This is a genomic window from Candidatus Atelocyanobacterium thalassa isolate ALOHA, assembly GCF_000025125.1.
GTDB lineage: Bacteria > Cyanobacteriota > Cyanobacteriia > Cyanobacteriales > Microcystaceae > Atelocyanobacterium > Atelocyanobacterium thalassae.
In genome coordinates this window covers 791,322-817,541 of sequence record NC_013771.1, presented here as the reverse complement: position 1 = coordinate 817,541, position 26,220 = coordinate 791,322, and the positions used below count along the sequence as shown (strand labels likewise).

Genomic DNA, 26,220 nt, shown 5'->3' with positions numbered 1-26,220 from the left:
TCAGACTATCCAAATATTTAATTTAAAGCTATGCCCATTGGTATTCCTAGTGTTCCTTATCGTCTTCCTGGTAGTCAGTATGAACGATGGATTGATATTTATACTCGCTTAGGTCAGGAACGAATAATTTTTCTTAGTCAAGAAGTAACTGATGGTATTGCCAACCGTATTGTTGCTCTCTTGTTGTATCTCGACTCTGAAGATTCAAGTAAGCCAATTTATCTTTACATAAACTCTCCTGGTGGTTCTGTAACAGCTGGTATGGCTATATTTGACACAATGCAATATATCAGATCAGAAGTGATCACCATTTGTGTTGGCTTAGCTGCCTCTATGGGATCATTTTTATTAGCAGCAGGAACTCCAGGAAAACGTCTGGCACTACCCCATGCCCGAATCATGATTCACCAACCTATGGGAGGTACAGGGCGACGCCAAGCATCAGATATTGAAATTGAAGCTAATGAAATATTACGTATTCGTGCTCAATTAAATAATATTTTAGCTACTAAGTGTGGACAGCCTCTTGAAAAGATCGAGAAAGATACAGATAGAGACTATTTCTTATCTGCAGAAGAAGCCAAAAATTACGGATTAATCGATCAAGTAATTGAGGAAAGAACTTAATCCATATCCATAAATGATAAATTATTATCAAATAAGTAACCCTCGTACTAAAGAAGTACGAGGGTTACTTATTTGATAATAATTTATCATTTAATCTTAAATAAAAAATTTCTTTTGCCTAAAATTTCTTAACCTTAAGGAGTTAGAAACAACAGATAATGAACTAAAAGCCATCGCAGCCCCAGCAATCATTGGATTTAACAAGATACCATATGATGGATATAAAATGCCTGCTGCAATAGGAATTCCTATTATATTATATATAAAAGCAAAAAAGAGATTTTGACGAATGTTGTTCATAGTCGCACGACTTAACTGAATTGCTACTGCGATTTTTCTTAAATCTCCTGAAATTAAAGTAATATCACTAGCTGATATTGCAATGTCTGTTCCTGTCCCAACTGCGATACCAACATCTGCCTGCGCTAATGCAGGGGCATCGTTGATGCCGTCTCCAACCATCCCAACAACTTTCTTTAACGATTGTTGAAGTTCTCTTATTTTTTCTACTTTTTCGTTAGGGAGAACCTGCGCAAAGGTCTTATATATACTAACTTCAGTAGCTACTGCTTCAGCTGTCTGTAAGTTATCTCCACTGAGCATAATTATTTGTAAGCCTAGTTGTTTAAGATATTTGATAGCTTCTATAGATGATGGTTTAATAGTATCGGATATTGCAAATAAGCCTTTCATCTTACCGTTAATTGCTATCCAAACGACTGTTTTTGCTTGTTTTTTTAGTATATTGGCTTGATTTGAAAAATTACTAATATTGACTTCTAATTCTTCCATCCAATGTTGTGTTCCAATCTGTACTAAATTTTGATTAATTTCTCCTTGTACACCTAATCCAGTTACTGCCTCAAAATTCTCAACATTTAATAAGTCGTAATTAATCTCGAAAGAATTGGCATAGTTAATGATTGCTTCTGACAAAGGATGCTCAGAATATTTTTCAACTGCCGTAGCTAGCATTAAATAATTAAGACTATTCTCGTCATCAGAAACTATATAGTCAGTAACCTTAGGATGACCTTCGGTAATAGTTCCTGTTTTGTCTAATACAATTATTTGTAATTTATGTGCTAATTCTAAGCTATCTGCTCCTTTAATTAAAATACCATGTTCTGCACCTTTACCAGTTCCTACTATGATTGACGTAGGTGTTGCTAAACCTAAGGCACAAGGACAAGCAATAATTAAAACATTAATTGTTGTTACTATCGCTAAAGACAGGTTGTTAAAAAATATCAGCCAAACTGAAAAAGTAATTATTCCAATTCCTATAACAATTGGAACAAAAACACTAATAACAATATCAGCTATTTTCTGTATAGGTGCTTTACTACTCTGAGCATCTTCTACTAGCTCGATTATTTGCGATAATACGGTATCTTTTCCGATTTTCTGGGCTTGAAATTTAAAACTTCCAGTTTTATTAATAGTAGCTCCTATTACTTGGTCGCCAACTATTTTTTCCACAGGAAGACTTTCTCCTGTAACCATAGACTCATCAATAGTTGATTTTCCTTCAACCACTTTCCCGTCAACTGGTATTTTTTCTCCTGGACGTACAATAACAATATCATTAATCAAAACATCATCAATTACAATATCTTGAGTTATGTTGTTACGTATTACTCGGGCTGTCTTTGCTTGTAACCCTATTAAATTTTTAATTGTTTCTGTAGTTTTTTCACGTGCATTATTTTCTAATAATTTACCTAATAAAATTAAGGTAATAATAACTACTGATACCTCATAATAGACATTAGTAGTTAATCCATGAGAAATCAAAATATCAGGGAAAAAAGTTATAAAGACAGAATAAAAGAAAGCAGTTCCCGTTCCCATCGTTACTAACGTATTCATATTAGTAGTTGCCTGACTTAAAGATTTAAACGCTCCTCTGTAGAAAGATTCTCCGCACCAGAAAACTACTGGGCTACTTAAAATTAACTGCAACTTAGGATTATATAAATAATCAGGAATCAAATGAATAGGTAAACCAATCATCTCTGGCAAGGAAATAAAAACCAAAATTAAACTTACGACACTTCCCAGAACTACTTTGCTAAATAAATAATAATGTTTTTTCAACTGTCCATTATTAACTAATCTATTTTTTTGAGTATCTAGGATATAAGCTCCATATCCTAAATTTTTAATAGTAGAAATAATTTCTTTTACGCTTGTTTGATAAGGGTAATAGAGAATAGTGATTCTTTTTAGCGCAAAATTAATATTACATTCTTCAATGCCGGAAATTTTTTTAACAGCTTTCTCAATAGCTAGTGTACAAGCAGAACATTCCATTCCTTCTACTTGTAAATCTTGTTTTTTCAAGAAAATGACTTTATCAAATGATTTATTTTGTGGAAAAAGCTTTCATGTGAGTTCCCTTGTCATTTCAGTTTATAGTGTCTTATGTTTACATATCTTAAGTTCAATTTTTTCCTTATTACCACTGATACTAGTTGATATAATGTAAGAATATCAAAAATCAATAATAAAATTTTTAAAAAATCAAAAGCAACTTATAAGCTAAAACTATACATTCTATGGATTAAAGTAATTTAACTACAAGCTTAGCACTTTCATTTTCAATAACGAACTGTACATTCCTCTAATAATAATTACTATGTGTAAGAATTATTGAAGTTAATATAAAAAACAAATTATTGTAAGTGTTTTTAGACAATAATCTTTTCGTTAACTTCTTTATTTAAAATTGAATATTATGATACTTTTATTATTTTTTTTTGCCGAAGTAAATAGTGTTTATCAGCTTACTATAAATGAAGATTGGTGTAGTAAAATTTTATGTTTAACTATTTCCATAATGTGTTTAGAGCAAGGGAGGATGGCTATAGTAGATTTAAAAAAGATTAAAATATCTAAAAAATATCTAAAAAACCCTCAGCTTGATAATTTTTTAATTGTTACTAGTATTACTATTGCTACAGAGCTACTAGGTTTTTATTTAGTGTCTTTTTCTCAAGACTGGAGCATTATAATAATCCTAATTAGTCTAATATTTTTTAATTCTTTTGCTAAAGTAAATATCCTAACATCAAGAAAAATACTAATTGAATATTATGGTGTTTCCCAAAGAATCTTTGTTTTAGCAGCCAACTATTTCGGTTTAGGTATTGCAACTTTAAAAATATTTGGTTTTTTCCCAGAAGTCATGTCTGTAATACTATTTAGTATGACATCAATTTATATCGTGATTAAGTATTCTAGTAATTTATTATCTAATAGTATTAATATTTAAAATTGCTAATCTAGTTAACATATGGTAAATAAATGAGCTATTATCGAACTATTCATCTTTCAGACACTGATTCAGCAGGAGTTGTATATTTTGCCTCCTTATTATCAATTTGCCATGAAGCTTATGAAAAAGAGCTTCAATTAATAGGAATTGATCTAAAAAATTTATTTTTGAACTCTGAAACTGCTATTCCTATTACTCATGCTGAGATTGATTTTTATCAACCTTTATTTTGTGGTTATAACTTACGATTAGATACCTCAATTAATCATTATAGTAATACTGAATTTAGTGTTATTTACTATATATTTTCTGAATCAATTCCTAGCAGATACTCTGCAGTAGCGAAAACTACTCATGTGTCTATTGATATTAATAGTCGTCAAAGAGTTACTCTTGAATCGTCTATTCTTAGATGGCTACACAAAAAACATCATGTCATAAATGAGTAATACTCCAAAAAGTTATCAATTTAAAAACAAAATCTTCTGCCTTAATATAAGACAGAAGATTTCGTTTTTAAACTGAGTTATGCTTTAAGCAATAACTTTTTCTAGCCGAATTTACTAGCTGTTGAAGCAATAAGAAAGGCGGCATAGGTTAGTACATAACCTACTGTGAAATGAGTTAAACCAACTAAGCGAGCTTGTAGAATAGAAAGAGCAACTGGTTTGTCTTTCCATTGTACTAGGTTAGCTAATGGTGTTTGCTCATGTGCCCAAACAAGTGTTTCTATCAACTCTTGCCAGTAACCACGCCAGGAAATTAAGAACATAAATCCAGTTGCCCAGACTAGATGTCCTAGAAGGAACATCCAAGCCCAAACGGATAAATTATTTGTTCCATATGGATTATATCCATTAATTAATTGAGCTGAGTTAGCCCAGAGATAATCACGTACCCAACCCATTATGTAGGTTGAATTTTCGTTAAACTGAGCTACATTACCAGACCAAATACCTAAGTGTTTCCAATGCCAATAGAAGGTTACCCACCCTATTGTGTTAAGCATCCAAAACATTGCTAGATAGAAAGAATCCCAAGCAGAAATATCACAAGTACCTCCGCGGCCAGGCCCATCACAAGGAAAAGCATAACCAAAATCTTTCTTATCAGGCATTAGTTTAGAGCCTCTAGCATCTAATGCACCTTTGACTAAAGTTAAGACAGTAGTATGTAGGCCAAGAGCAATGGCATGATGCACTAAGAAATCACCAGGACCAATATCAATAAACAATGAATTTTTACTGCTATTAACCGCTTCTAACCAATTCGGCAAATAGGCAGCTCCGGTAGAAGCCATGCTATCAGGGTTAGATAACAAAACATCAAAGCCATAGAGGACTTTTCCAGAAGCTGCTTGTATAAATTGAGCAAAAATTGGTTCAACTAAAATTTGTTTTTCAGGAGTTCCAAAAGCTACTACTACATCGTTATGAACGTATAACCCTAAAGTATGAAAGCCAAGAAACAAGGATACCCAACTTAAGTGAGAAATAATTGCTTCTTTGTGTTCAAGCATTCTAGCTAAAACATTATCTTTATTGCTTTCAGGATCGTAATCACGTACAAAGAAAATTGCACCATGTGCAAAAGCTCCTACCATCAAAAATCCAGCTATGTACTGATGATGAGTATAGAGAGCAGCTTGAGTAGTGTGATCTTGGGCTATAAAAGCATAAGAAGGCATGGCATACATATGTTGCGCCACTAAGGAGGTAATAGTCCCTAGAGAAGCCAGTGCTAAACCAAGTTGAAAATGAAGAGAATTGTTTACTGTGTCATACATATTACGATGACCAGCACCTAATCTTCCATGGTGAAATGGGTCACTAAGAGGAGGGTTATGAGCTTCAAGTATTTCATTAATACTATGACCAATTCCCCAGTTAGTTCTATACATATGACCTGCAATAATAAATATTACTGCAATTGCCAAATGATGATGAGCTATATCAGTCAACCAAAGTGATTCAGTCTGAGGGTGAAAACCACCTAAAAATGTCAATATTGCTGTTCCTGAACCATCGGCTGTACCAAAAGCATGGTTAACAGTATCAGGATTTTGTGCATAAACACCCCAATTAGCTGTGAAAAACGGTTCTAATCCTGCAGGATGAGGAGGAGTAGATAAAAAGTTATTCCAGCGTATATGCTGACCACGAGATTCAGGAATTGCAACATGAATCAGGTGACCTGCCCAAGCTAGAGAACTAACACCAAACAAACCAGCTAAATGATGATTTAGACGGGATTCAGCATTTTTGAACCATGCCAAATTTGGACGAAACTTAGGTTGTAAATGTAACCAACCAGCAAATAAGAATAGCGAAGCAAGAATCAAAAGGAAAATAGATCCTTGGTAAAGCTCGCTATTACTTGTCATACCAATTGTATAAAACCAATGATAAACACCTGAATAAGCGATATTAACAGGAGAAGAAGCACCGGCTTGTGTAAAGGCATCAATTGCACCTTTACCAAAATGTGGATCCCATATCGCATGAGCGATAGGATGAATATTAATAGGATCTTTGATCCATTGTTCGAAGTTACCTTGCCAGGCTACGTGAAAAAGGGTACCGGAAGTCCACAAAAATATGATAGCAAGATGACCAAAATGAGAAGCGAAAATCTTCTGATAAAGATTTTCTTCGGTCATTCCATCATGGATTTCAAAATCGTGGGCCGTAGCCATTCCATACCAGATCCGACGAGTAGTTGGATCTTGGGCGAGATCCTGGCTAAATTTTGGAAATTTAGTTGCCATAGCTTTTTAGGAAATTCTCCTCTCTAAAACAATGAGGCTGTTGCAAAAGTGCTATTTATTTTCCAAACATCACTAGTTTTTGTAACTAATGAATTATTAGGAAAAAACGATATAAATTGATCGTTTAAATTGTTCAAAATTGGGGTAAAGGACAAATAAGAAAAGAACTATCAGTTAATTCTCTAAATCCTTCCACCACAAATTAAAGTGATAAACTTCTTGCTAAGAAGAATGCCCAAGTAGTTACAATTCCTCCCAACAAAAAGTGGGTTACTCCAACAGCTCGTCCTTGAATAATACTCAAAGCACGAGGTTGAATAGAAGGCGCAACATTTAACTTATTATGAGCCCAAACGATAGACTCAATAAGCTCTTGCCAATAACCACGTCCACTAAATAGAAACATTAAACTAAAGGCAAAGACAAAGTGACCAGCTAAGAACATAATTCCATATGCTGATAACTCAGAGCCGTAAGAGTTAATTACATTAACTGACTGTGCCCAAAGAAAATCTCTTAACCAACCATTTATGGTAATAGCACTTTGTGCAAAGTTACCTAGAGTAGTGTGTGTAACATCTCCACTAGAAGATACTGTTCCCCAAACGTCTGACTGCATTTTCCAAGAGAAGTGGAAAATTACTACAGAGAGAGAGTTGTACATCCAAAATAATCCAAGGAAAACATGATCCCAACCAGAAACTTGGCAAGTACCACCCCTTCCAGGTCCGTCACAAGAGAATCGGAATCCTAGTTCATTCTTATCTGGAATAAGACGAGAACTACGAGCATAAAGTACTCCCTTTAACAGGATAAGAACAGTTACATGAATAGTGAAAGCATGAACATGGTGAATCATGAAATCAGCTGTTCCTAAAGTGATAGGCATCATAGCAACCTTATTAGCAACTGCAATGGTATCGCCTCCAAAAGCATAGCTAGCAGTTGCCAACGCATGAGGCGCTGTTCCAGTAGGTGCTATTGAATGAATATTTTGCAACCATTGAGCGAAAATTGGTTGTAATTGAATAGCTGAATCTGAAAACATATCTTGTGGACGTCCTAATGCTCTCATAGTATCGTTATGAACATAAAGTCCAAAACTATGAAAACCAAGAAACATACAAACCCAGTTAAGATGAGAAATTATTGCATCACGATGACGAATCATTCGATCCAAAAGATTATCAACATTTTGGGCAGGATTGTAATCTCGTATCATAAAGATTGCACCATGCGCACCAGCACCAACTATTAAAAATCCACCAATCCACATATGGTGAGTGAATAAAGATAGTTGAGTTGCATAGTCAATTGCTAGATAAGGATAAGGAGGCATAGCATACATATGCTGAGCTATTACGATACTCAATGATCCTAGTAGTGCTAAATTAATTGCTAATTGAGCATGCCATGAAGTCGTTAAGATCTCGTATAATCCTTTATGTCCTTCTCCTGTAAGAGGACCTTGATGAGCATCAAGAAGCTCTTTCATTCCATGACCAATATTCCAGTTAGTTCTGTAAACATGACCACCAATTATGAAAAGAACAGCAACTGCCAAATGATGATGAGCTATATCAGTAAGCCATAAACTTCCTGTTTGTGGATTTAGTCCACCATTGAAAGTTAAGAAATCTGAATAAGCGCCCCAGTCCAAAGTAAAGAAAGGAATTATTCCTTTAGCAAAACTTGGATATAATTCCGCCATTTTGCTAGCATCGAAAAATTCATGAGGAAGGGGAATATCTTTAATAGCTACTCCAGCATCTAATAACTTATTAACTGGTAAAGAAACATGAATTAGATGACCTGCCCAAGAAAGGCATCCTAATCCTAATATTCCCGCTACATGATGATTGAGCATGGATTCTACGTTTTGAAACCACTCAAGCTTAGGAGCTTTTTTATGGTAATGGAACCATCCAGCAAACAACATTAAAGCAGCCATGACTAGAGCGCCAATAGCAGTAGCATAAAGTTGATAACTATTTGTATAACCTGAAGATCTCCATAGATAAAACAGACCAGAGGTGATCTGGATACCATGAAAACCACCGCCCATGTCTCCATTTAAAATTCCTTGACCTACGACTGGCCAAACAACTTGAGCGCTAGGTTTGATAAGTGTTGGGTTAGTTAACCACGCTTCGTAATTAGAAAATTTTGCGCCATGAAAAAACATGCCGCTCAACCAAACAAAAATAACAGATAGATGACCAAAGTGTGCGCTAAAAATTTTGCGCGAAACATCTTCTAAATCATCAGTTTGGCTATCAAAATCGTGTGCATTAGCATGAAGGTTCCAAATCCAAGTAGTAGTTTTGGGACCTCGAACTAAAGTGCGATCAAAATGTCCTGGCTCACCCCACTTTTCAAAAGAGGTGGGCACTGGATCGGTATCTACTATAACCTTAGCTCTCGCCTCAGTACCTTTTGCCATGAGGGTTCTTCTCTCTCGACAATAAACATTTATAAACTTTCAGATTTTTTCTAGAGAATGTGGTGCTGTATGGATAAAACGAATTGTCTTATCTATATAGTCACATTTGACATGCTCGTTTTAATTAATTTCAAGCAAAACATTCAAAAGTATTACATCCATCATAAATAATAAAGGTTAGACCTGTGCTCTGAAAAATAAGCTTAACAATTATTAAGATTAAGTCGATATTGTAAACAAACTTTTTTAGATAAAGTTTTAATAAAAACTAGTTTAATTAGAAAACAAAATTTTTTAATTAATTTATAAAAAAGCGAAAACTTTGCATTTAAGATTTAAATGTACTTACTCTAAAGATATTAATAATTCTTTTCTGCAATATATGACGTATAAATTAGACTTAATAGTCACTTCAAAAAATAGCTATTTTGATTAAGAAAAAATACGTTTTTATAATTGATATCACTTTGCAAAAAATATCATCTAACGTATGAAATGAGCTGTGGACAAAAGATTATTGCTAAGATATTATTTGATAATAGATAATGTCTTAACAATTTTATTGTTAATCTAAACATATATAAAAAGCTTGTGATTAACTATTTTAAAGGAAGTTTTGTTGAAATCCTAAAAGATACCAAAAATAAAATAGTTCTAATTATGGAGGTTAATCAGATAGGATATGAAATACAAATCACTTCCAAGTTAGAAGAAAAATTATCTAATAAAAAATCAGATTATATTCAAGTGTTTATACATTTACAGACACGAGAAGATTCTCAGATTTTATATGGATTTATTAATAAATTAGAGCAAGAGCTTTTTCGACAACTCATAAATATTAATGGTATTGGAGCGCAGCTATCAATTACTTTACTTAACACATTGGGTTCAGAAAAATTAATAAAGGCAGTGTGTTCGGGTAATGTCAAAATGTTATCTGAATCTCCTGGCGTAGGTAAAAAAACGGCTGAAAGAATAATTTTAGAATTAAATAGTAAATTATTAAAATTGATAGAGGCATTTGAAATAAAAGTAGAATTGCATTCTTGCAATTCATCTGAAAATACTTTAGAAGATATTACATCAAGCTTATTGTTATTAGGTTATGATCGAGAAGGAGTAGACAGGGTGACTGTTTACTTAAAAAATAATCAGTTTCTATCAAAGCAAATAAATACAGAAGAATTATTAAGAACAGCAATTACTTGGTTAAGTGACAATAGTCATTAATATTTTATATTAACTGATGAAAATAAGTACTATATCCTTAGGTGTATTAAATTTTATCTACAAGCATGAAACTTGCAATTTCCCAAGGCTTAATATAATCCTGATCTTGCTGAATTTCTTGTTCTAATAAGTTAACTTTTTTGTCTAAAACAAAACCTAGATCACTCTTAAAGTCTATATTGGTTTTTTCTCCTTCAGACTCATAGAATCTTAGTATGTAGGTATATTTTTTATCTTCTGAAGGCTTAAATGCAGATACGATTAAATTATCATTAGTACTTATTCCTGAAAAAACAGGAGGTAACTTAGTTTCACCTATACATTCATTACTAACCTTAATTACTTGTAATGGTATATTAAGTTCATATGCTTTATGAACAGTTTTGGCTTCTTTTGTAGTTCCTTTGTGAGGGTAAATAGCATAACTGAATTGATGAATTCCTTTGTCACAATTAGGATCAGGCCATTGAGGACTTTTCAACAAAGTTAATCTAAGCAAGTCGTGTTCGCTATCATAACCATATTTACAATCGTTCAATAAACTAACTCCATAGTTATCATTATTGTCAGTAATATCAGCCCATCTCAAACTTGGGACTTCCCATTTTGCCTTTTCATAAGCTGTTGTATGTAAGTTTGTTCTCTTGATAGAACCAAAAGGAATTTCATAACTAGTGCAATCACTTGTAATATTTAAATAGAAAGAAGCTTTGACCAAAACATATGTTTCTTTCCAATCAACAGTAGTTTTAATTTTTACAATAGAAGAATTAACTTGTAATATGTAATCTTGAACAAACTTAGATTTCCCGATCTCTTTAACAACTCTGATTTTCCATTGAATAGGACCTTCTTCTAAAACTTCAATAGACTTTAATATCGCATCAGGTAAGAGATAATTCTTATATTCTGGATCAATATTCCAAGCATCCCAGTACTGTCCTCTGTCTTGAAAGCTTTCCAGTTTATTGCTTTCTGCTTTCAAAATATTACGATGGTTTACTTTGTCATAAATCATCATAATATTTCCGGTTTTTTCGCTAATCTTTACTATTAAAAAGCTATTTTCTAAAATAAAGTCAGAATTAGTTTTATTTATTACTTTTTTGTTAGTGTACTTTAAATTATTAGAAGGAACTATCCAAAAGACTCGGTATCCGAGAGATGGAATACTATCAGCATAAAACAATAACTTATTATCATGTGATAATTGGCTTGATAACTGAATATTATCGAGGTTGAAAACTTCATACTTATTATCTTGTGAATTAATTTCAACGACCTCAGATCTTTCCCAACTTAAATGATTAAAAATAACAATTGGTTTAGCATGAAGATATGGAGCTCGTGGATATTTTATATGAGATATGATGTTTCTGAGGGCATTATTTAAAATTTTATCTGCAATTAACTTTGTTTTTTTCCATCCTTTATTAGCTTCTATAAATACGTCTGTTGTAGAAGTTCCTGGCAATATATCATGGAACTGGTTTAGTAAAACTTGTTTCCATACAGACTTTATACTATTTCTAATATTATTATTTACAAATTTATTATTAATAATAGAACTAATAGATGTCCAAAGTTCTGCTTTATACAATAATTCTTCGGTACGACGGTTAAGATATTTTTGATCCGCATGAGTTGTGTAACAACCACGATGCAAATCTAAATACAATTCATCATCCCAAATCGGTATATTTAGTTTGTCCTTTATGACACTAAAGATTTTATCTAAATACTGCTTAGCAGTAATAAAATCAACCTTAGGGAAGAAGGGAGATTTGTCCCAACGATTAGCGACCTTCAACATATCACGTGTTGGTCCACCACCATGATCTCCTATGCCTGGAACCCAAAAGATTTCTTTTAGCTGAGTTTCTTTTTCCCATTTAATACTATAGTCTGTCATAACTATAGGATTAGTATTCATAACACCTTCTGTGTTTGGCGGAGACATTAGTGTTAATATTTTTGTACCATCGAGAGATTTCCACCAAAAGATACTATGAGGAAATTTTACGGTACGTCCCCAATGTAGCTTTCCAGTAACGAAATAGTCTATTCCACCTAGTTTGAAGATTTGTGGTAATTGCAAACAGAATCCAAAACTATCTGGTAACCAAGCAATTTTAGTAATTTCCCCAAATTTTTCTTTGATATAGTTTTGCCCATATAAAATTTGTCTTACGAGAGACTCTCCAGATATTAAATTAACTTCTGGTTCGATCCACATCCCTCCTAGTACTTCCCATTTACCTTTCTTGGATTGCGCTACAATTTCTTGAAAAAGATCAGGTTGTTTTTTTTCAATCCATTCATAAAGAGCAGGAGAAGTATGACAAAACGTTAAATTTTTAAAGTCTTTTTGTAAATTAATGACTGATTGAAAAGTTCGTTTGCCTATTTCCCAAGTTTCATTAATTGTCCATAACCAAGCAATATCTAAGTGTGCATGTCCGAGAATATTAAAGTTACGTTTTTTAATATCATCACTAAACAACATTAGCTCTTGACGTATTTTATGTATTTGATTACTAAAACACTTAGGGCTACTAATATTATTCCAATCGAATTTATTAATCTTCTTCTCTAAAAATTCTATTTCACTAGGTTTGAATGCACATAAATATTTATAAAGTATATCTATCTCGTCAGCAAAAAATCCTGGGTCACCTAAATGATCATTATTTTCATAAATAAGTTTTGATTTCATTAATGCCCCAACATCATGACTTGGACTAGTTAAGCATAAAGAAATAATTATTTTTTGTTCTTTTTCAACCGAAGGTGTTAATAAAATTCTTGCTGAGGAGTCAAACAAATCACCGACTTGTACTAATTGCTTGTTAATAAATATTTGAGCTTTCTCTGCCCACCAAGTTAACGATAGTCTTAGAGAAAATCCTTGTAAAGAATATCCGTTCAAAAATTTTTGGACGGTAATTTCCTGGATTAGCCATGTTGTTTTGCTACCTGCATTCCAAATTAAATATTCTTTTTCATTAGTCTTCATTAAGCTTAAGTCAGTCGATTCAATTATATCGGTTGTTACTTTTTTTGAAGTGGTAAACCAATTGCTTTGAATATTAATGATTGTAAGCTGACGAAGTTTTTGAGTAAATTCAGGGACTTTCATTTATAACAAAAAAGCTAAATTACTTAATACAAGTTAAATATTATCTTATGATACTTTTAGTATAGAAATAATAGAAGTTTGATTGCTAAAAAATTTAAGTATCAATTATTATTAAGTCATTAGGCAAAAATATTACTTAAATTTTCTAAATCTATATTGAATGTTTTTGTTTTGTGCATTATTTTTACTTTAATCAATAATTTTTTTTGTGAGACTTTAGGAATAAATATCATTATGTATGTTAGGTTTTTGCCAGCTTTATCAGATAATTATATTTTTTTACTACATAACTTTAAAAACAAAACTGCTGTTGTTGTAGATCCGGCTGAATATGATGTGATCATTAATTGTTTAAACAAATTAGGAATAAGATTAACAGCAATTTTAAATACGCATCATCATCAAGATCATATAGGAGCAAATAAGAAATTAATAGAACATTTTCCTCATATATCTGTTTATGGAAGCGAACAGGATAAAGGAAGAATTCCAGGACAAAATCATTATTTGAAAGAAGGCGATCAATTTAATTTTGCTGGTAAAAATGCTGAAATATTTTTTATTCCTGGTCATACCAATGGTCATATCGCGTATTATTTTCCTCCAAGTTCTAATCAAAAAATAGGAGAATTATTTTGTGGCGATACCTTGTTTGCATCAGGATGTGGGCGACTGTTTGAAGGAACTGCTAGCCAAATGTATAAATCTTTAATGAAGTTAAGGAACTTACCAGATACAACTCGTGTTTGGTGTTCTCATGAATACACTTTGAATAATCTTAAATTTGCTTTAACTATTGAGAAAAATAATCATAATTTACTTCTTCGATATAATAAAGCAATCAGTACTCGTAAGAATAATAAAGCAACTATTCCATCTTTTTTAAAAGAAGAAAAAGAAACAAATCCTTTTTTAAGGTGTGATTCTCAATCTCTACAAGAAATAATGGGAATAAATGATCCTGTAAAAGTATTTCAAAAGATTAGAGAACTTAAAGATAATTTTAATTAAAAATCTCAATATATCAAATAACTAACTCGTAACTTAGAAAAGACTTTTTTAATTACCATTTATTCGATATGTTAAGTAACAAAACTATTTATTATATCTTTAGTTAAAATAAAATTCATAAGAAAATTATTGATATTAATTAATGCATAAAATACCAGTCACAATAATAACGGGATTTCTTGGCTCTGGAAAAACCACTATAATTCGACATTTATTGCAGAACAATATAAATTATCGTATTGCTGTTTTAGTAAATGAGTTTGGAGAAATAGGAGTTGATGGAGAAATACTAAAAAATTGCCAGATTTGTGAAGATAATGAAAATCCTGAAGACAATATCATAGAGCTTAGAAATGGATGTTTATGTTGTACAGTCCAAGAAGAGTTTTATCCTAGTATTGAAAAACTTTTAGAACGTCGAGAATCATTGGATTGTATTTTTATAGAGACTTCTGGTTTAGCTTTACCCACGCCTTTGATTCAAGCTTTTAATTGGCCGGAAATTCGCAGCAGTGCCACAGTTGATGGTGTAGTAACTGTAGTAGATTGTGAAGCATTAATTTCTGGTAAATTTACAAATAATTTAGATTATTTAATCGCCCAGAAGGAACAAAATTACAGCATAGAGCATGAAACCCCTATTGAAGAATTATTTCAAGATCAATTAGCTTGTGCAGATCTGGTTTTACTAACTAAGTGTGATTTAGTAGGCCAAAAAGAATTGTCGGATATAAAAAATTGGCTATCAAATAAACTAAGAAATGGTGTGAAAGTAGTTTCATGTTATGAAGGTCAAATCAATATAGATGTTTTATTGGGGTTTAATGCTTCTGTAGAAGAACATCTAGATAGTCGATCTCATCATGATGATGAACACCATCATCATGATGACAATATCAATGCAATTACAATTACTCTTCCTGGAGAATGTGAACCAAAAGCATTAATCAAAATATTATCTAAATTAGTTGAAAACTATGAAATTTACCGTATTAAAGGATTTGTTCATGTTGTTGATAAGCCTATGCGTTTAGTTTTACAAGGAGTAGGTAATCGTTTTAATACTTTCTACGACCGCTTTTGGAATTCTGATGAACTAAAAGAAACTAAGTTGGTATTGATTGGATATGAGTTAGAAAAAGAAAAAATAAATCAAGAACTACAAAGCATAAACTATTTGTAATAAAAAATATAGGCTTGAAGGTTTAAAAAAGATAGCTCTTGAAAAAAATATCCTATATATTAACAATATAGGATATTTTAAAGTTTTTGAAATTTATATTATTTACCAATACAGAATGTACTAAAAATCTTACTTAGCAAAGATTCTGTTACCTCGTCTCCTGTAATTTCTCCTAATATTTTAATAGCAGATCGTAAATCAATTGTTATAAAATCTAGCGGAAGTTCATTGTTGATTGTCTTTATAATGTCCTCAAAAGCTATTTTAACACGTATTAATATCTCTAATTGTCTTTGGTTAATAGTAAAATCAACATTTTTTGCTATTAGGTTTTTTTTATAGATAAAGTTTAAAATGGCTTCTTCAATCGAGTCAATTCCTAAATTTTGTATAGCGGAAATTTTAATAACTTCTTGAATTTCAGATGGAATTATAGATAAATCAGGAACGTTAAGATCAATCTTATTAACTATTAATATTATTGGAAGATGCTTGATTTTTTTATAAATTTCTGTTTCTTCTTCAGTCCAACCTATTTGAGCATCAATCGTTAATAATATTAAATCAGCTTGATTCGCAGCAAGATGTGTACGCTGAACACCAATTTTTTCTATCTGGTTATCTGTATGTCTAATTCCAGCTGTATCTAATACTTTTATAGGTATATTTTTAATTATTAGATTTGATTCTACAATGTCTCTAGTTGTACCTGGCAGGTCAGTTACAATGGCTTTATTACTTCGACTCCAAGAATTTAAAAGACTAGATTTACCTACGTTAGGACGGCCTAAGATAGCAATTTTTAGCCCACTCCGCAAAAGCTCTCCAGTTTTAGAAGTAGATAATAGTTTTTTGACTCTATGTAAGAAGTCTTGGATTTTTTGCAAAATCACGACTTGACTTAGTGGTGGTAAATCTTCTTCAAAGTCTATCCTTGATTCAATTTCAGAAAGTAATTCCAAACAGTCAAGGCGCAAATTTTTAATAGGGTTAGATAATTTTCCTTGTATTCCTGCCATTGCTATTTGAGAAGCTAACGGTGATTTTGCTCCTACTATTTCCGAAATACTTTCAGCTTGAGTTAAATCTATTCTGCCGTTAAGAAAAGCTCTTAATGTAAATTCACCATGTTCTGCCAGGATAGCTCCTTCTTTTATACATAACTGTAAAACTTGCTGAACTACTATTATTCCTCCATGACAATGAAATTCTACAATGTCTTCGCGAGTATAAGAACGAGGAGCTAACATCAATATAAGTAAAGCTTCGTCAATAATTCGCGAATCTTTTGATGAATGAATGTAACCATAAAGAACTTTATGAGATTCCCATTGTTGCTTTCCAGGAGCTATAAATATTTTTTTTGCAATAGCATAAGCTTTGTCTCCTGATAGACGTACTATGCCAACACTTCCTTCTTCTGGAACTACTGCTGTTGCAATCGCTGCAATTGTTCTTCCTGATCTAATCATTTTAAATATTACTAATAATGCTTATAGCAATTAAATTATAGAAAAATTTTATTTTTTCTAATTATAGACTTTTTAGCAAGATAATTATTTCTAACTTTCTTCTCTTTTATAGGATAAGACCATTTATAATAATTCTGAAAAATATATATTGCTCAATAAGTTTTATGTAGTGTCTTTTGACGACTTTGTATATTTATAAGTAGAATATGACGTGATAAATTTTTTTATTATAGTAGATTTATGATGTCTAAATTAAGAGCAGAAAAAATCGTTGATGTTCAATCAATGGGAGAATGTGGAACAAAAAAAAATAAATTAATTTCTATTGGTATTAGTCCTACTGGTTATATTTCCATTGGAATAGCACCTATGGGAATTATTGCTATAGGGATTGTTCCCATGGGGCTTATTTCTTTCGGTACTGTAGCTATGGGTGCTGTAGCTACAGGCTTAGTAAGTATGGGTATTGCTGCTTTTGGTATAGAATCAATGTCTTTATTTGATTTAGAAAGGTTACAATTTAGTTCTATGGAAATTACGTCAGAACTTCAAAATCATACTAATAAGCGATAAAAATCATTATCTTTTCTAATTTATAATTTTAGACTGATTTTTTTAGTAAAAAAATTACCCTTCAAATAAAAACCTTTTTACTTGCGTAATATACAAGATTCAAACAATTATTTTTAATATAATGCTGGATCTTGCTTTTATTATCGACCATACTATTTTTTATGTAAAAATAACTTTTCTTTATTAAAAATACATTGTTATTTTTGATATCAAAAAAATTAATTATTTTAAATAATATCAATTTTTACAATGTAATTTGTTCTTTTAAGTAAAGATACTAATGTTTAATTCTCTAAAAATGTATAAACTATTTTTAACTTTTATTGTTAGTTTTGCATTAGTTCTAAATCATAATATTGTTCTTTCTGCTAGTTTAGAAGAAATTAGAGAAAGAAAAAAAATAATTATTGCTGTAAAAAATAATACTCGTCCTTTAGGCTTCCTTAATAGTAAAAATCAACTAGAGGGATTAGAAATTGATTTAGCAAAGCAATTAGCTAAAGATATTTTAGGTGATTCTAATGCAATACTTTTTAAGTTTGTAAATAATCAAGAGCGTTTACAAACAGTCATTGATGGTGAGGTAGATATAGTAATTGCAAGAATGACAATTGATTCTTTTCGTTCTCGTTTAATTAATTTTAGTTCTTATTATTATCTAGATAGTACAGGAATTATTACAAAGAAACATCAAATAAAAGATTCATCGGATTTATTTAATTCGACAATAGCAGTAATTAATCATTCTGATACTATCTCTGTTATTCGTTCCAACTTTCCGAAAACAAACTTAGTTGGTGTTGATTCTTATCAAGAAGCCTTTAAATTGATGGAAAGCCAAAAAGTAGATGCTTTTGCCGCAGACAATAGTATTTTAACAGGATGGATTCAGGAATATCCGCAATACCATACACTATCTCTAAGACTTTCTTCAAAAAGCTTAGGAATTGGAATCCCAAAAGGATTAAAATCCTCTGATCTACGAAATATTATTAATCAATCAATTTATCGTCTAAAAATATCTGGCTGGTTAGATCAACGAATTAAGTATTGGGGTCTTCCTTAGAAAAGTTATCTTTTCAGTTGAAAAACACTATAATTCAATAGTCATATATTAAGTATAAAAATTATTAAGTATAAAAATAATGAATGAACTTCTACCAACTATTTACTTGTCAGGCGTTGTTTTGCTCCTAGGAACGTTAGTTTTTTTTGTCTCTATACAAACCATAAGAACTACTCGTACTGAGAAACAATTCTACAAATTGCAGAAAAAACTACAAAAAGAAAAAGGTTCAGCTCAAGAATATTATGAATTAGGAAGTTTATATCTCAATAAAAAATTATATATTCAAGCAACTAATTTATTTAACAAAGGTCTTGAAATAGGTAAGAATTTAGAGCCAGAAAATCAGGCTTTAATATACAACGCATTAGGTTTTTCTTATCTATCTCAAGAACAGATAGATTTAGCAATTCGTAACTACAAAAATGCAATTAAACTTCATCCTCAATACATAATTGCACTAAATAATTTGGCTAATGCCTATGAGAAAAAGCAAATGATAGAAAAAGCTGTTGAAACATACGAACAAACTTTAAAAAGCGATTTAAATAATAAAATTGCCAAACGTAGAGTTAAGATATTAAGCAAACGCTTAGCTACACTCTAACAATATTACCTATCTTTGTTCATATATTCCATTTTGAATTTAAAAAATCAATAAAAAAGACGCATTTAAGCGTCTAAATTGGGTGAGCACATTATAACTATGATATAAATTGCTCTTTTTCAGGTATGTAAGTATATTCAGCTACAATTTTTCGTAACTCTTCACCATCGATTGTTTCTTTTTCAATGAGTAATTCTACAAGACGATCAATTACTTCACGATTATCTCTGATGAGTTTTTTGGCTATCTCATGACTTTGTTTTGCCAAAGTACGCACTTGATTATCAATTTTCATGGCAACTTCTTCAGAATATTCAGCCCGATTCATTAGTCCCCCTCCTAGAAAAACTTCGCTAGAAGAATTCTCTAAGGATAAAGGTCCTAAATCACTCATTCCAAAACGAGTTACCATTTGGCGGGCAACGTCAGAAACTTGCTGCAAATCGCTTCCGGCGCCAGTTGTAACCTCATCATATCCAAAGACCTCTTCTTCAGCTGCACGTCCTCCTAAAGCACCTGCTATACGAGCGATTAATTGTGTCTTGGTTATCAGTCCTTGTTCTTCATTAGGCGTAAACCAAGTTAATCCACGAGCTTGACCACGAGGAATTAAAGTAACTTTTTGTACTGGATCGTGATCTTTTACTAAAGTACCAACAATTGCGTGACCAACTTCATGATAAGCAATTAAACGTTTACTCTTGCTATCAACTAGTGGAGTTCCCTCCATACCGGCGACAATACGATCAATCGAATCATCTATTTCTAAAGTTGTTATGGCTTCTTTACGACGACGGGCAGTAAGTATCGCGGCTTCGTTTAACAGATTAGCAAGATCTGCTCCGCTAAAGCCAGGAGTCCTTCTTGCAACAGATTTAAGAGAAACATCATCAGCTAATTTTTTGTTACGAGCATGAACTTCTAAAATTTCAACTCTACCTTTAAAATCAGGTGCATCAACCATAACTTGTCTATCAAAACGTCCAGGTCTCATCAAAGCAGAATCTAAAACATCTGGACGATTAGTAGCAGCAATAATTATTATTCCTGTATTCCCTTCAAAACCATCCATTTCTGTTAATAGTTGGTTAAGAGTTTGTTCTCTTTCATCGTTTCCGCCACCAATCCCAGCACCTCTTTGACGGCCAACAGCATCTATCTCGTCAATAAAAATTAGGCAAGGAGCACTTTCTTTGGCTTTTTTAAATAAATCACGGACGCGAGAAGCACCAACACCTACAAACATCTCTACAAATTCAGAACCAGAGATACTAAAAAAAGGCACTCCTGCTTCCCCGGCAATAGCTTTAGCTAAAAGAGTTTTACCAGTTCCTGGAGGACCAACTAATAATACTCCTTTAGGAATCTTTGCTCCTACAGCAGTGAAACGTTCTGGCTCTTTAAGAAAGGTTACGACCTCTTGTAGCTCTTCTTTTGCTTCATCAATACCAGCTACATCATGAAACATAATGCCAGTTTTTGCTTCCATCTGAAAACGAGCTTTTGATTTACCAAAGCTCATAGCTTGCCCAGGTCCTCCCGGTAAATTACTGGAACGACGAAAAAGAAAAAATAGTGATCCGATAAGTAAAATAGGAAATAGTAAGTTTCCTAAAAACCCCCATATAGCTCCTTCATTGCTAATTGGATGAGATTCTATTCTTATATGAGATGAACGTATTTTTGCTATTAGGCCAGGAGAGTATGTTGGCAAGTCTACTCGTGATTGTTGCACTTGATCTTTTAATTCAGGATTTACTATTTCTACAATAGCCGTGCGTCCGCCTTCATAAAGATCTACACCAGCAACACGATTAGTATCTAGATATTCTAAAAAACGCCCGTAAGTTATACGTTTATTGGCTGCACTATTTCCTAATTGCTCCGAGGCTGGAAGGAATTGACCTTGCCAAAGAAAAAAGCAAACCATTAGAAGAGGTAAAGTCCAGAGTAGTAGAATTCTCCAAGATATTTTCATAAGTTAAGGTTTCTCTTTGTTATCAAGACTCGATTTAGCGATATATGTGTTTGTATCAAGAAGCTGTGTTTAGTATCAACAGTATGCTCAAAAAATAATTCTAAACCTAATTAAATTTAACGTAACCTTGAGATTGCTTGCAACCCTACATAAATATTTATATTTCGAATTTATACCATAATGATTTCGAAAACTTTTTAATATGGTTATTTTACAAATCCTTCAAAAAAGGAACTAAGGGTTTCATAGAGAGGATTAGCAGAGATATATGATGCTTATTATGCGATGCTTTAATCTTATCAAAAATGAATTACTATAACAAAACAGAAATACATTAAATATAAGTAATTTAAAGTTGTGTATTGAGATAAATATGTGACTAAATGTAGTCTAAGAATATGAAATCAAATATGATATTTAAAAATTCCTAAGAACTTTTGAATATCATATTTTAGCTACTTTAGATAAATTAAACAATGTATGATAATTTACTTGTATGCAATTAACTTTTTTCTTTCAAAGTAAATGCAGAACAACATAAATATAAAAGTGTTTAGATAGTTACAATAAGTTTCAATTATTACTCATGTATGGAATGTGAATTGTTGAGAAAATAGTGTTTAATTTTAATAATACTTAAAGACTAGATAGTAGATAAGCTATTGATCCTGAAGAAAATGTAAATATTTCAATAAGATTTTGATTCCACGTCTTCCCATCGTTACATTAGAGTGGGATGATAAAGACAAAATCTGGGGTAGCTGACAACTGATAAGTTTTCTACTCCATGCTGAATCATTATATTACTGTAGTTCATTTTAGAAAAAATTATGATTGCTGCTACCCGGTCGCTCGAAGAACTTTGTATTAACTCTATTCGTTTTTTAGCTGTTGATGCTGTTGAAAAAGCAAAATCAGGTCACCCAGGGTTGCCAATGGGCGCAGCTCCAATGGCATTTGTTTTATGGGATAAATTTATGCGGTTTAATCCTAAGAACCCAAAGTGGTTTAATCGTGACCGTTTTATTCTGTCTGCTGGACATGGCAGTATGTTGCACTATGCTTTGCTTTATTTAACTGGCTACGACAGTGTAACTATTGACGATATTAAGGAATTTCGCCAGTGGGGTTCGAAAACTCCTGGACATCCTGAAAATTTTGAGACTGATGGTATTGAAGTAACTACTGGTCCTTTAGGGCAAGGCATCGCTAATGGTGTTGGGCTGGCTCTTGCAGAAGCACATTTAGCAGCTAAGTTTAACAAGCCTGATGCTACTATCGTTGATCACTATACCTATGTCATTTTAGGTGATGGTTGTAACATGGAAGGGGTTGCCAGCGAAGCATGCTCTATTGCAGGACATTGGGGACTGGGGAAATTGATTGCCCTTTATGATGATAATCATATCTCTATTGATGGTTCTACTGATGTAGCATTCACAGAAGATGTGTCTAAACGTTTTGAGGCCTATGGATGGCATGTTTTACATGTAGAAAATGGTAATACTGATTTAGTGGCGATCGCTGAAGCTATTGAAAAAGCCAAGCAAGTTACCGATAAACCTACAATGATAAAGGTCACAACTACTATCGGCTACGGTTCTCCTAATAGACAAAATACTGCTGGAATTCATGGAGCTGCTTTAGGTGCAGAGGAGATTGCACTTACTCGACAAAATTTAGGTTGGGAATATGAACCTTTCGTCATACCTGAAAATGTTCTCACTCATATGGGCAAATCTATTGATAGAGGTGTAGATCATGAATCACAATGGAATCTTACTCTTAATGATTACAAAGCAAAATATCCTCTAGAAGCTGCTGAATTTGAACGTTATATGAGTGGTAGACTTCCTGAAAATTGGACTCAGGTACTTCCAAGTTTCACTCCAGAAGAAGCTGGATTATCTACTCGTAAGTATTCTGCTAATATGTTGAATTACCTTTCTCCTGTATTACCTGAGTTACTAGGAGGATCAGCAGATTTAACTCATTCTAATTTAACAGAACTTAAAAATTCTGGAGATTTCCAGAAGGGACAGTACGAGAATCGTAATGTTCATTTTGGGGTCAGAGAGCATGCTATGGGAGCTATCTGTAATGGAATAGCACTCCATAACTCTGGTTTGATACCTTATTGTGCTACATTTTTAATTTTTACTGATTACGTAAGAGCTTCTATAAGGCTATCTGCTTTATCTCAAGCAGGAGTAATTTGGGTAACGACTCATGATTCTATTGGACAAGGAGAAGATGGGCCTACTCATCAACCAGTAGAAACTGTAATGTCTTTACGCGCAATTCCAACTCTAACAGTTATAAGGCCTGCTGATGGGAATGAATGTTCAGGTGCTTATAAGATTGCGATTGAAAATGCACAAAGTAATTTACCAACTTTACTAGTACTTACTCGTCAGAACGTACCTAATTTGGCTGGAACCTCTATAGAAGGAGTTGATAAAGGAGCATACACCATACTTGATTGCGATGGTGAACCTGATATTATTCTTATGGGAACAGGTTCTGAAGTTAGTTTGTGTGTATCTGCTGCTGAACAATTATCAAATATGAGTAAAAAAGTTCGAGTGGTTTCTATGCCTTGTTGGGAAAAATTTGAAGCACAAAATGCAGCTTACAAAGAGTCTGTGCTGCCTAAAGCTGTAACAAAGAGATTGTCTGTAGAAGCAGGTATTAGCTTAGGATGGACAAAGTATGTAGGTACTGAGGGAGATACCATTAGTATTGATTCTTTTGGTGCTTCTGCTCCTGGTAAAGTATGTATGGAAAAATTTGGTTTTACCATTGAAAATGTTATTGCTAAAGCCAAAATGCTTTTAGGATAATTAACATATCTATTGTGTTATTCAAATAAAACCCTCTAAGGATATTAGAGGGTTTTATTTGAAATAATGAATGTTGTTTTATCTAACTATTTAATTAAAACTTATTATAAAAAAATAATCTTTATTGCACATACTCCAGAGTAGTATCATTATATTTGTTTAGCTAAATTAAATTAGACTAAAAAGTATCTTATATTAGTTTTAAGATATAAATTAATTACCCTTTATTTATACCTTAGAGACATTTACATAAAGAAATATTTAATTTAATCAGAATCAGTTATGCATATTATGCATTCATTTTTAATCTATTTAAGTTAAGGTTAAATTACCTTTGAATATCGAATTAGATAAAAAAAATAATTAAAGCGAAGTTTGATTATTTTCTCGTTCTTTCAATAACTGTCATGAAAGTTTATTATGACTCATAAAAACAGTTGAAATTGTGTTAAGAAAAAAGTTTTAAAATATATTTAAGATACTTAAGGTGTAAAGAAAGCTGTGTCATTTAAGAAAAAAAATCCTAATAATTTATTTAATCAGAAATCTTCTATTGAAAATAAAGGAGAAAATATCAAATGGTCACGTATGAGCTTAGGACTAATAATAGTTAGCATCATGTCAACTACTATTGGAGTGCTAGTAGCTATTTCTTTATCATCAAAGCCTTTGCAAAGAAGTTCTTTAACTGAAAATCAAGAAAAAGCTTTTAGCCAAAATGAAACTATTTCTTATACCAATTTACGACTTCCAAAATTAAGTCGTCCTGTTAATGTCCTCATTTTAGGTACGAAAGTTTTAACATCCGAAATAAATGATAAGAAAGCAACAAAAAACTTAGGACATCATGCTTTAGTCAACTCTTTTAAAGGCTTATCTGATACTGTTGTTCTCGCTAGATTTGATCCTATAACTAGAAAGTTAAGTATCTTATCTATTCCTAGAGATACTCAAGCAATTATTAAGCATGAAATTAGAAAAATAAATGAAGCTAATTATTATGGTGGTCCTTCTCTTGCTGCAGAAACTATTAGTAATTTATTAGGTGGAGTCCCAATAAACCGTTATGTTAGATTCAATATACAAGGAGTTGAAAAAGTAATTGACGCTCTAGGAGGAGTGAAAATTTATGTTCCTAAAAACATGAAATACACTGATCATAGTCAACATCTCTATATTAATATTAAGGAAGGCGAACAACATATAGATGGGCAAAAAGCTGTTTCCTTTCTACGTTTCCGTTATGATCGTTATGGTGATATTGGGAGAGTTCAACGTCAACAGATATTCATGAGAGCTTTAGTTGAACAAGCACTAAAACCTAAAAATCTACTAAGAATACCTGAAATATTGTCAATTATTAATTCTTATATCGATACTAATTTAACTGTTGAGGAGTTAGTAGCTTTATCTGGTTTTGCGTCTCAGATACAACGTTCTAACGTACAGATGTTAATGCTTCCTGGTAATTTTAACGGAAATGGTAAACATAAAGTGAGTTACTGGTTGCCAGACCATAATCAAATTAAAAATATGGTTGCAACATATTTCGACTATGGTGTACCTAACTTAGGTATAAAAGAAGCAGCACCAAATAGCTTAAGAATAGCAGTACAGAACAGTACTAAAAATCCTGAATTAGGTCAACAAGTGGTTGATTTCTTGAAAAATGCTGGGTACCAACGTACTTTTATTAGTCATCAATGGCCAGAAAATCTTTCTAAGACGCGCATAATAGCGCAAAATGGAGATAGCATAGGAGCTGCAGCGTTAAGGATAGATTTGGGAATAGGTGAAGTTCTTGTAGAAAGTACTGGAAACTTAGCTTCTGATATTACAATTGTTATAGGCTTGGATTGGGAAAAATATCATTCTAAATCAAATCCGTAGTTTCTTTATACGATAGTTTTTAGTATAAACAATACTGATAAAATAATAATAAATTAAATTCTTCTCTACTACACAGCTTATATTGTTATTAAAATAAAATATGTAATT

Annotated in this window: 17 protein-coding genes; 11 read left to right on the top strand and 6 right to left on the bottom strand. The window is 32.2% G+C overall.

Translation table 11 applies throughout. The features are described from left to right. Window positions 1-30: 30 nt before the first annotated feature. Window positions 31-627: an ATP-dependent Clp protease proteolytic subunit gene (locus UCYN_RS03385; RefSeq protein WP_012954099.1), complete on the top strand. Its 597-nt coding sequence runs from the start codon at window positions 31-33 to the stop codon at window positions 625-627. Between the two features lie 96 nt (window positions 628-723). Here UCYN_RS03385 and UCYN_RS03380 read toward each other — a convergent pair whose 3' ends face one another. Beyond that, window positions 724-2,973: a heavy metal translocating P-type ATPase gene (locus UCYN_RS03380; RefSeq protein WP_012954098.1), complete on the bottom strand. Its 2,250-nt coding sequence runs from the start codon at window positions 2,971-2,973 to the stop codon at window positions 724-726. A 394-nt stretch (window positions 2,974-3,367) separates the two neighbouring features. Here UCYN_RS03380 and UCYN_RS03375 point away from each other — a divergent pair, with 394 nt between their 5' ends. Further along, entirely contained in the window at window positions 3,368-3,904 is a 537-nt protein-coding gene (locus tag UCYN_RS03375; protein WP_012954097.1) for a hypothetical protein, read from the top strand. 32 nt (window positions 3,905-3,936) lie between these two features. After that, window positions 3,937-4,356: a thioesterase family protein gene (locus UCYN_RS03370; RefSeq protein WP_012954096.1), complete on the top strand. Its 420-nt coding sequence runs from the start codon at window positions 3,937-3,939 to the stop codon at window positions 4,354-4,356. A gap of 101 nt (window positions 4,357-4,457) precedes the next feature. Here the strand turns inward: UCYN_RS03370 and psaB are convergent, their stop codons facing one another. Continuing rightward, complete coding sequence (psaB, locus tag UCYN_RS03365; protein WP_012954095.1) at window positions 4,458-6,674, bottom strand: photosystem I core protein PsaB; 2,217 nt, start codon at window positions 6,672-6,674, stop codon at window positions 4,458-4,460. A gap of 202 nt (window positions 6,675-6,876) precedes the next feature. Then, window positions 6,877-9,117, bottom strand: a complete 2,241-nt coding sequence (gene psaA, locus UCYN_RS03360; protein WP_012954094.1) for a photosystem I core protein PsaA — start codon at window positions 9,115-9,117, stop codon at window positions 6,877-6,879. A gap of 591 nt (window positions 9,118-9,708) precedes the next feature. Here psaA and ruvA point away from each other — a divergent pair. Beyond that, a complete protein-coding gene (gene ruvA, locus UCYN_RS03355) occupies window positions 9,709-10,350 on the top strand; it encodes a Holliday junction branch migration protein RuvA (protein ID WP_012954093.1) in 642 nt (213 codons plus the stop codon). Between the two features lie 46 nt (window positions 10,351-10,396). Here the strand turns inward: ruvA and UCYN_RS03350 are convergent, their stop codons facing one another. Beyond that, entirely contained in the window at window positions 10,397-13,489 is a 3,093-nt protein-coding gene (locus tag UCYN_RS03350; RefSeq protein ID WP_012954092.1) for an alpha-mannosidase, read from the bottom strand. A 234-nt stretch (window positions 13,490-13,723) separates the two neighbouring features. On the opposite strand from UCYN_RS03350, the gene gloB reads away from it, so the two are divergent. Continuing rightward, window positions 13,724-14,500: a hydroxyacylglutathione hydrolase gene (gloB, locus tag UCYN_RS03345; protein ID WP_012954091.1), complete on the top strand. Its 777-nt coding sequence runs from the start codon at window positions 13,724-13,726 to the stop codon at window positions 14,498-14,500. Window positions 14,501-14,642: 142 nt separating this feature from the next. Continuing rightward, on the top strand, window positions 14,643-15,683 hold the full coding sequence (cobW, locus tag UCYN_RS03340) for a cobalamin biosynthesis protein CobW (RefSeq protein WP_012954090.1): 1,041 nt from the start codon (window positions 14,643-14,645) through the stop codon (window positions 15,681-15,683). Between the two features lie 98 nt (window positions 15,684-15,781). Here cobW and mnmE read toward each other — a convergent pair whose 3' ends face one another. After that, entirely contained in the window at window positions 15,782-17,155 is a 1,374-nt protein-coding gene (gene mnmE, locus UCYN_RS03335; RefSeq protein WP_012954089.1) for a tRNA uridine-5-carboxymethylaminomethyl(34) synthesis GTPase MnmE, read from the bottom strand. Window positions 17,156-17,395: 240 nt separating this feature from the next. Here mnmE and UCYN_RS03330 point away from each other — a divergent pair, with 240 nt between their 5' ends. The 3 genes from UCYN_RS03330 (at window position 17,396) to UCYN_RS03320 (ending at window position 19,401) form a co-directional block, all read left to right on the top strand. Next, window positions 17,396-17,728: a hypothetical protein gene (locus UCYN_RS03330; protein WP_041487747.1), complete on the top strand. Its 333-nt coding sequence runs from the start codon at window positions 17,396-17,398 to the stop codon at window positions 17,726-17,728. Between the two features lie 280 nt (window positions 17,729-18,008). Further along, the gene (locus tag UCYN_RS03325; RefSeq protein WP_012954087.1) at window positions 18,009-18,794 is read left to right on the top strand and encodes a transporter substrate-binding domain-containing protein; all 786 of its coding nucleotides are present in this window, start codon (window positions 18,009-18,011) and stop codon (window positions 18,792-18,794) included. A 79-nt stretch (window positions 18,795-18,873) separates the two neighbouring features. Further along, window positions 18,874-19,401, top strand: coding sequence for a tetratricopeptide repeat protein (locus tag UCYN_RS03320; protein ID WP_012954086.1), 528 nt, complete (start codon window positions 18,874-18,876; stop codon window positions 19,399-19,401). Between the two features lie 97 nt (window positions 19,402-19,498). Here UCYN_RS03320 and ftsH2 read toward each other — a convergent pair whose 3' ends face one another. Beyond that, a complete protein-coding gene (gene ftsH2 / locus UCYN_RS03315; RefSeq protein ID WP_012954085.1) occupies window positions 19,499-21,379 on the bottom strand; it encodes an ATP-dependent zinc metalloprotease FtsH2 in 1,881 nt (626 codons plus the stop codon). 830 nt (window positions 21,380-22,209) lie between these two features. Between ftsH2 and tkt the strand changes: the two genes are divergently transcribed. Together tkt and UCYN_RS03305 are read left to right on the top strand one after the other, a co-directional pair. Beyond that, complete coding sequence (gene tkt, locus UCYN_RS03310; protein WP_012954084.1) at window positions 22,210-24,222, top strand: transketolase; 2,013 nt, start codon at window positions 22,210-22,212, stop codon at window positions 24,220-24,222. Window positions 24,223-24,723: 501 nt separating this feature from the next. After that, complete coding sequence (locus tag UCYN_RS03305; protein ID WP_012954083.1) at window positions 24,724-26,112, top strand: LCP family protein; 1,389 nt, start codon at window positions 24,724-24,726, stop codon at window positions 26,110-26,112. Window positions 26,113-26,220: the final 108 nt, after the last annotated feature.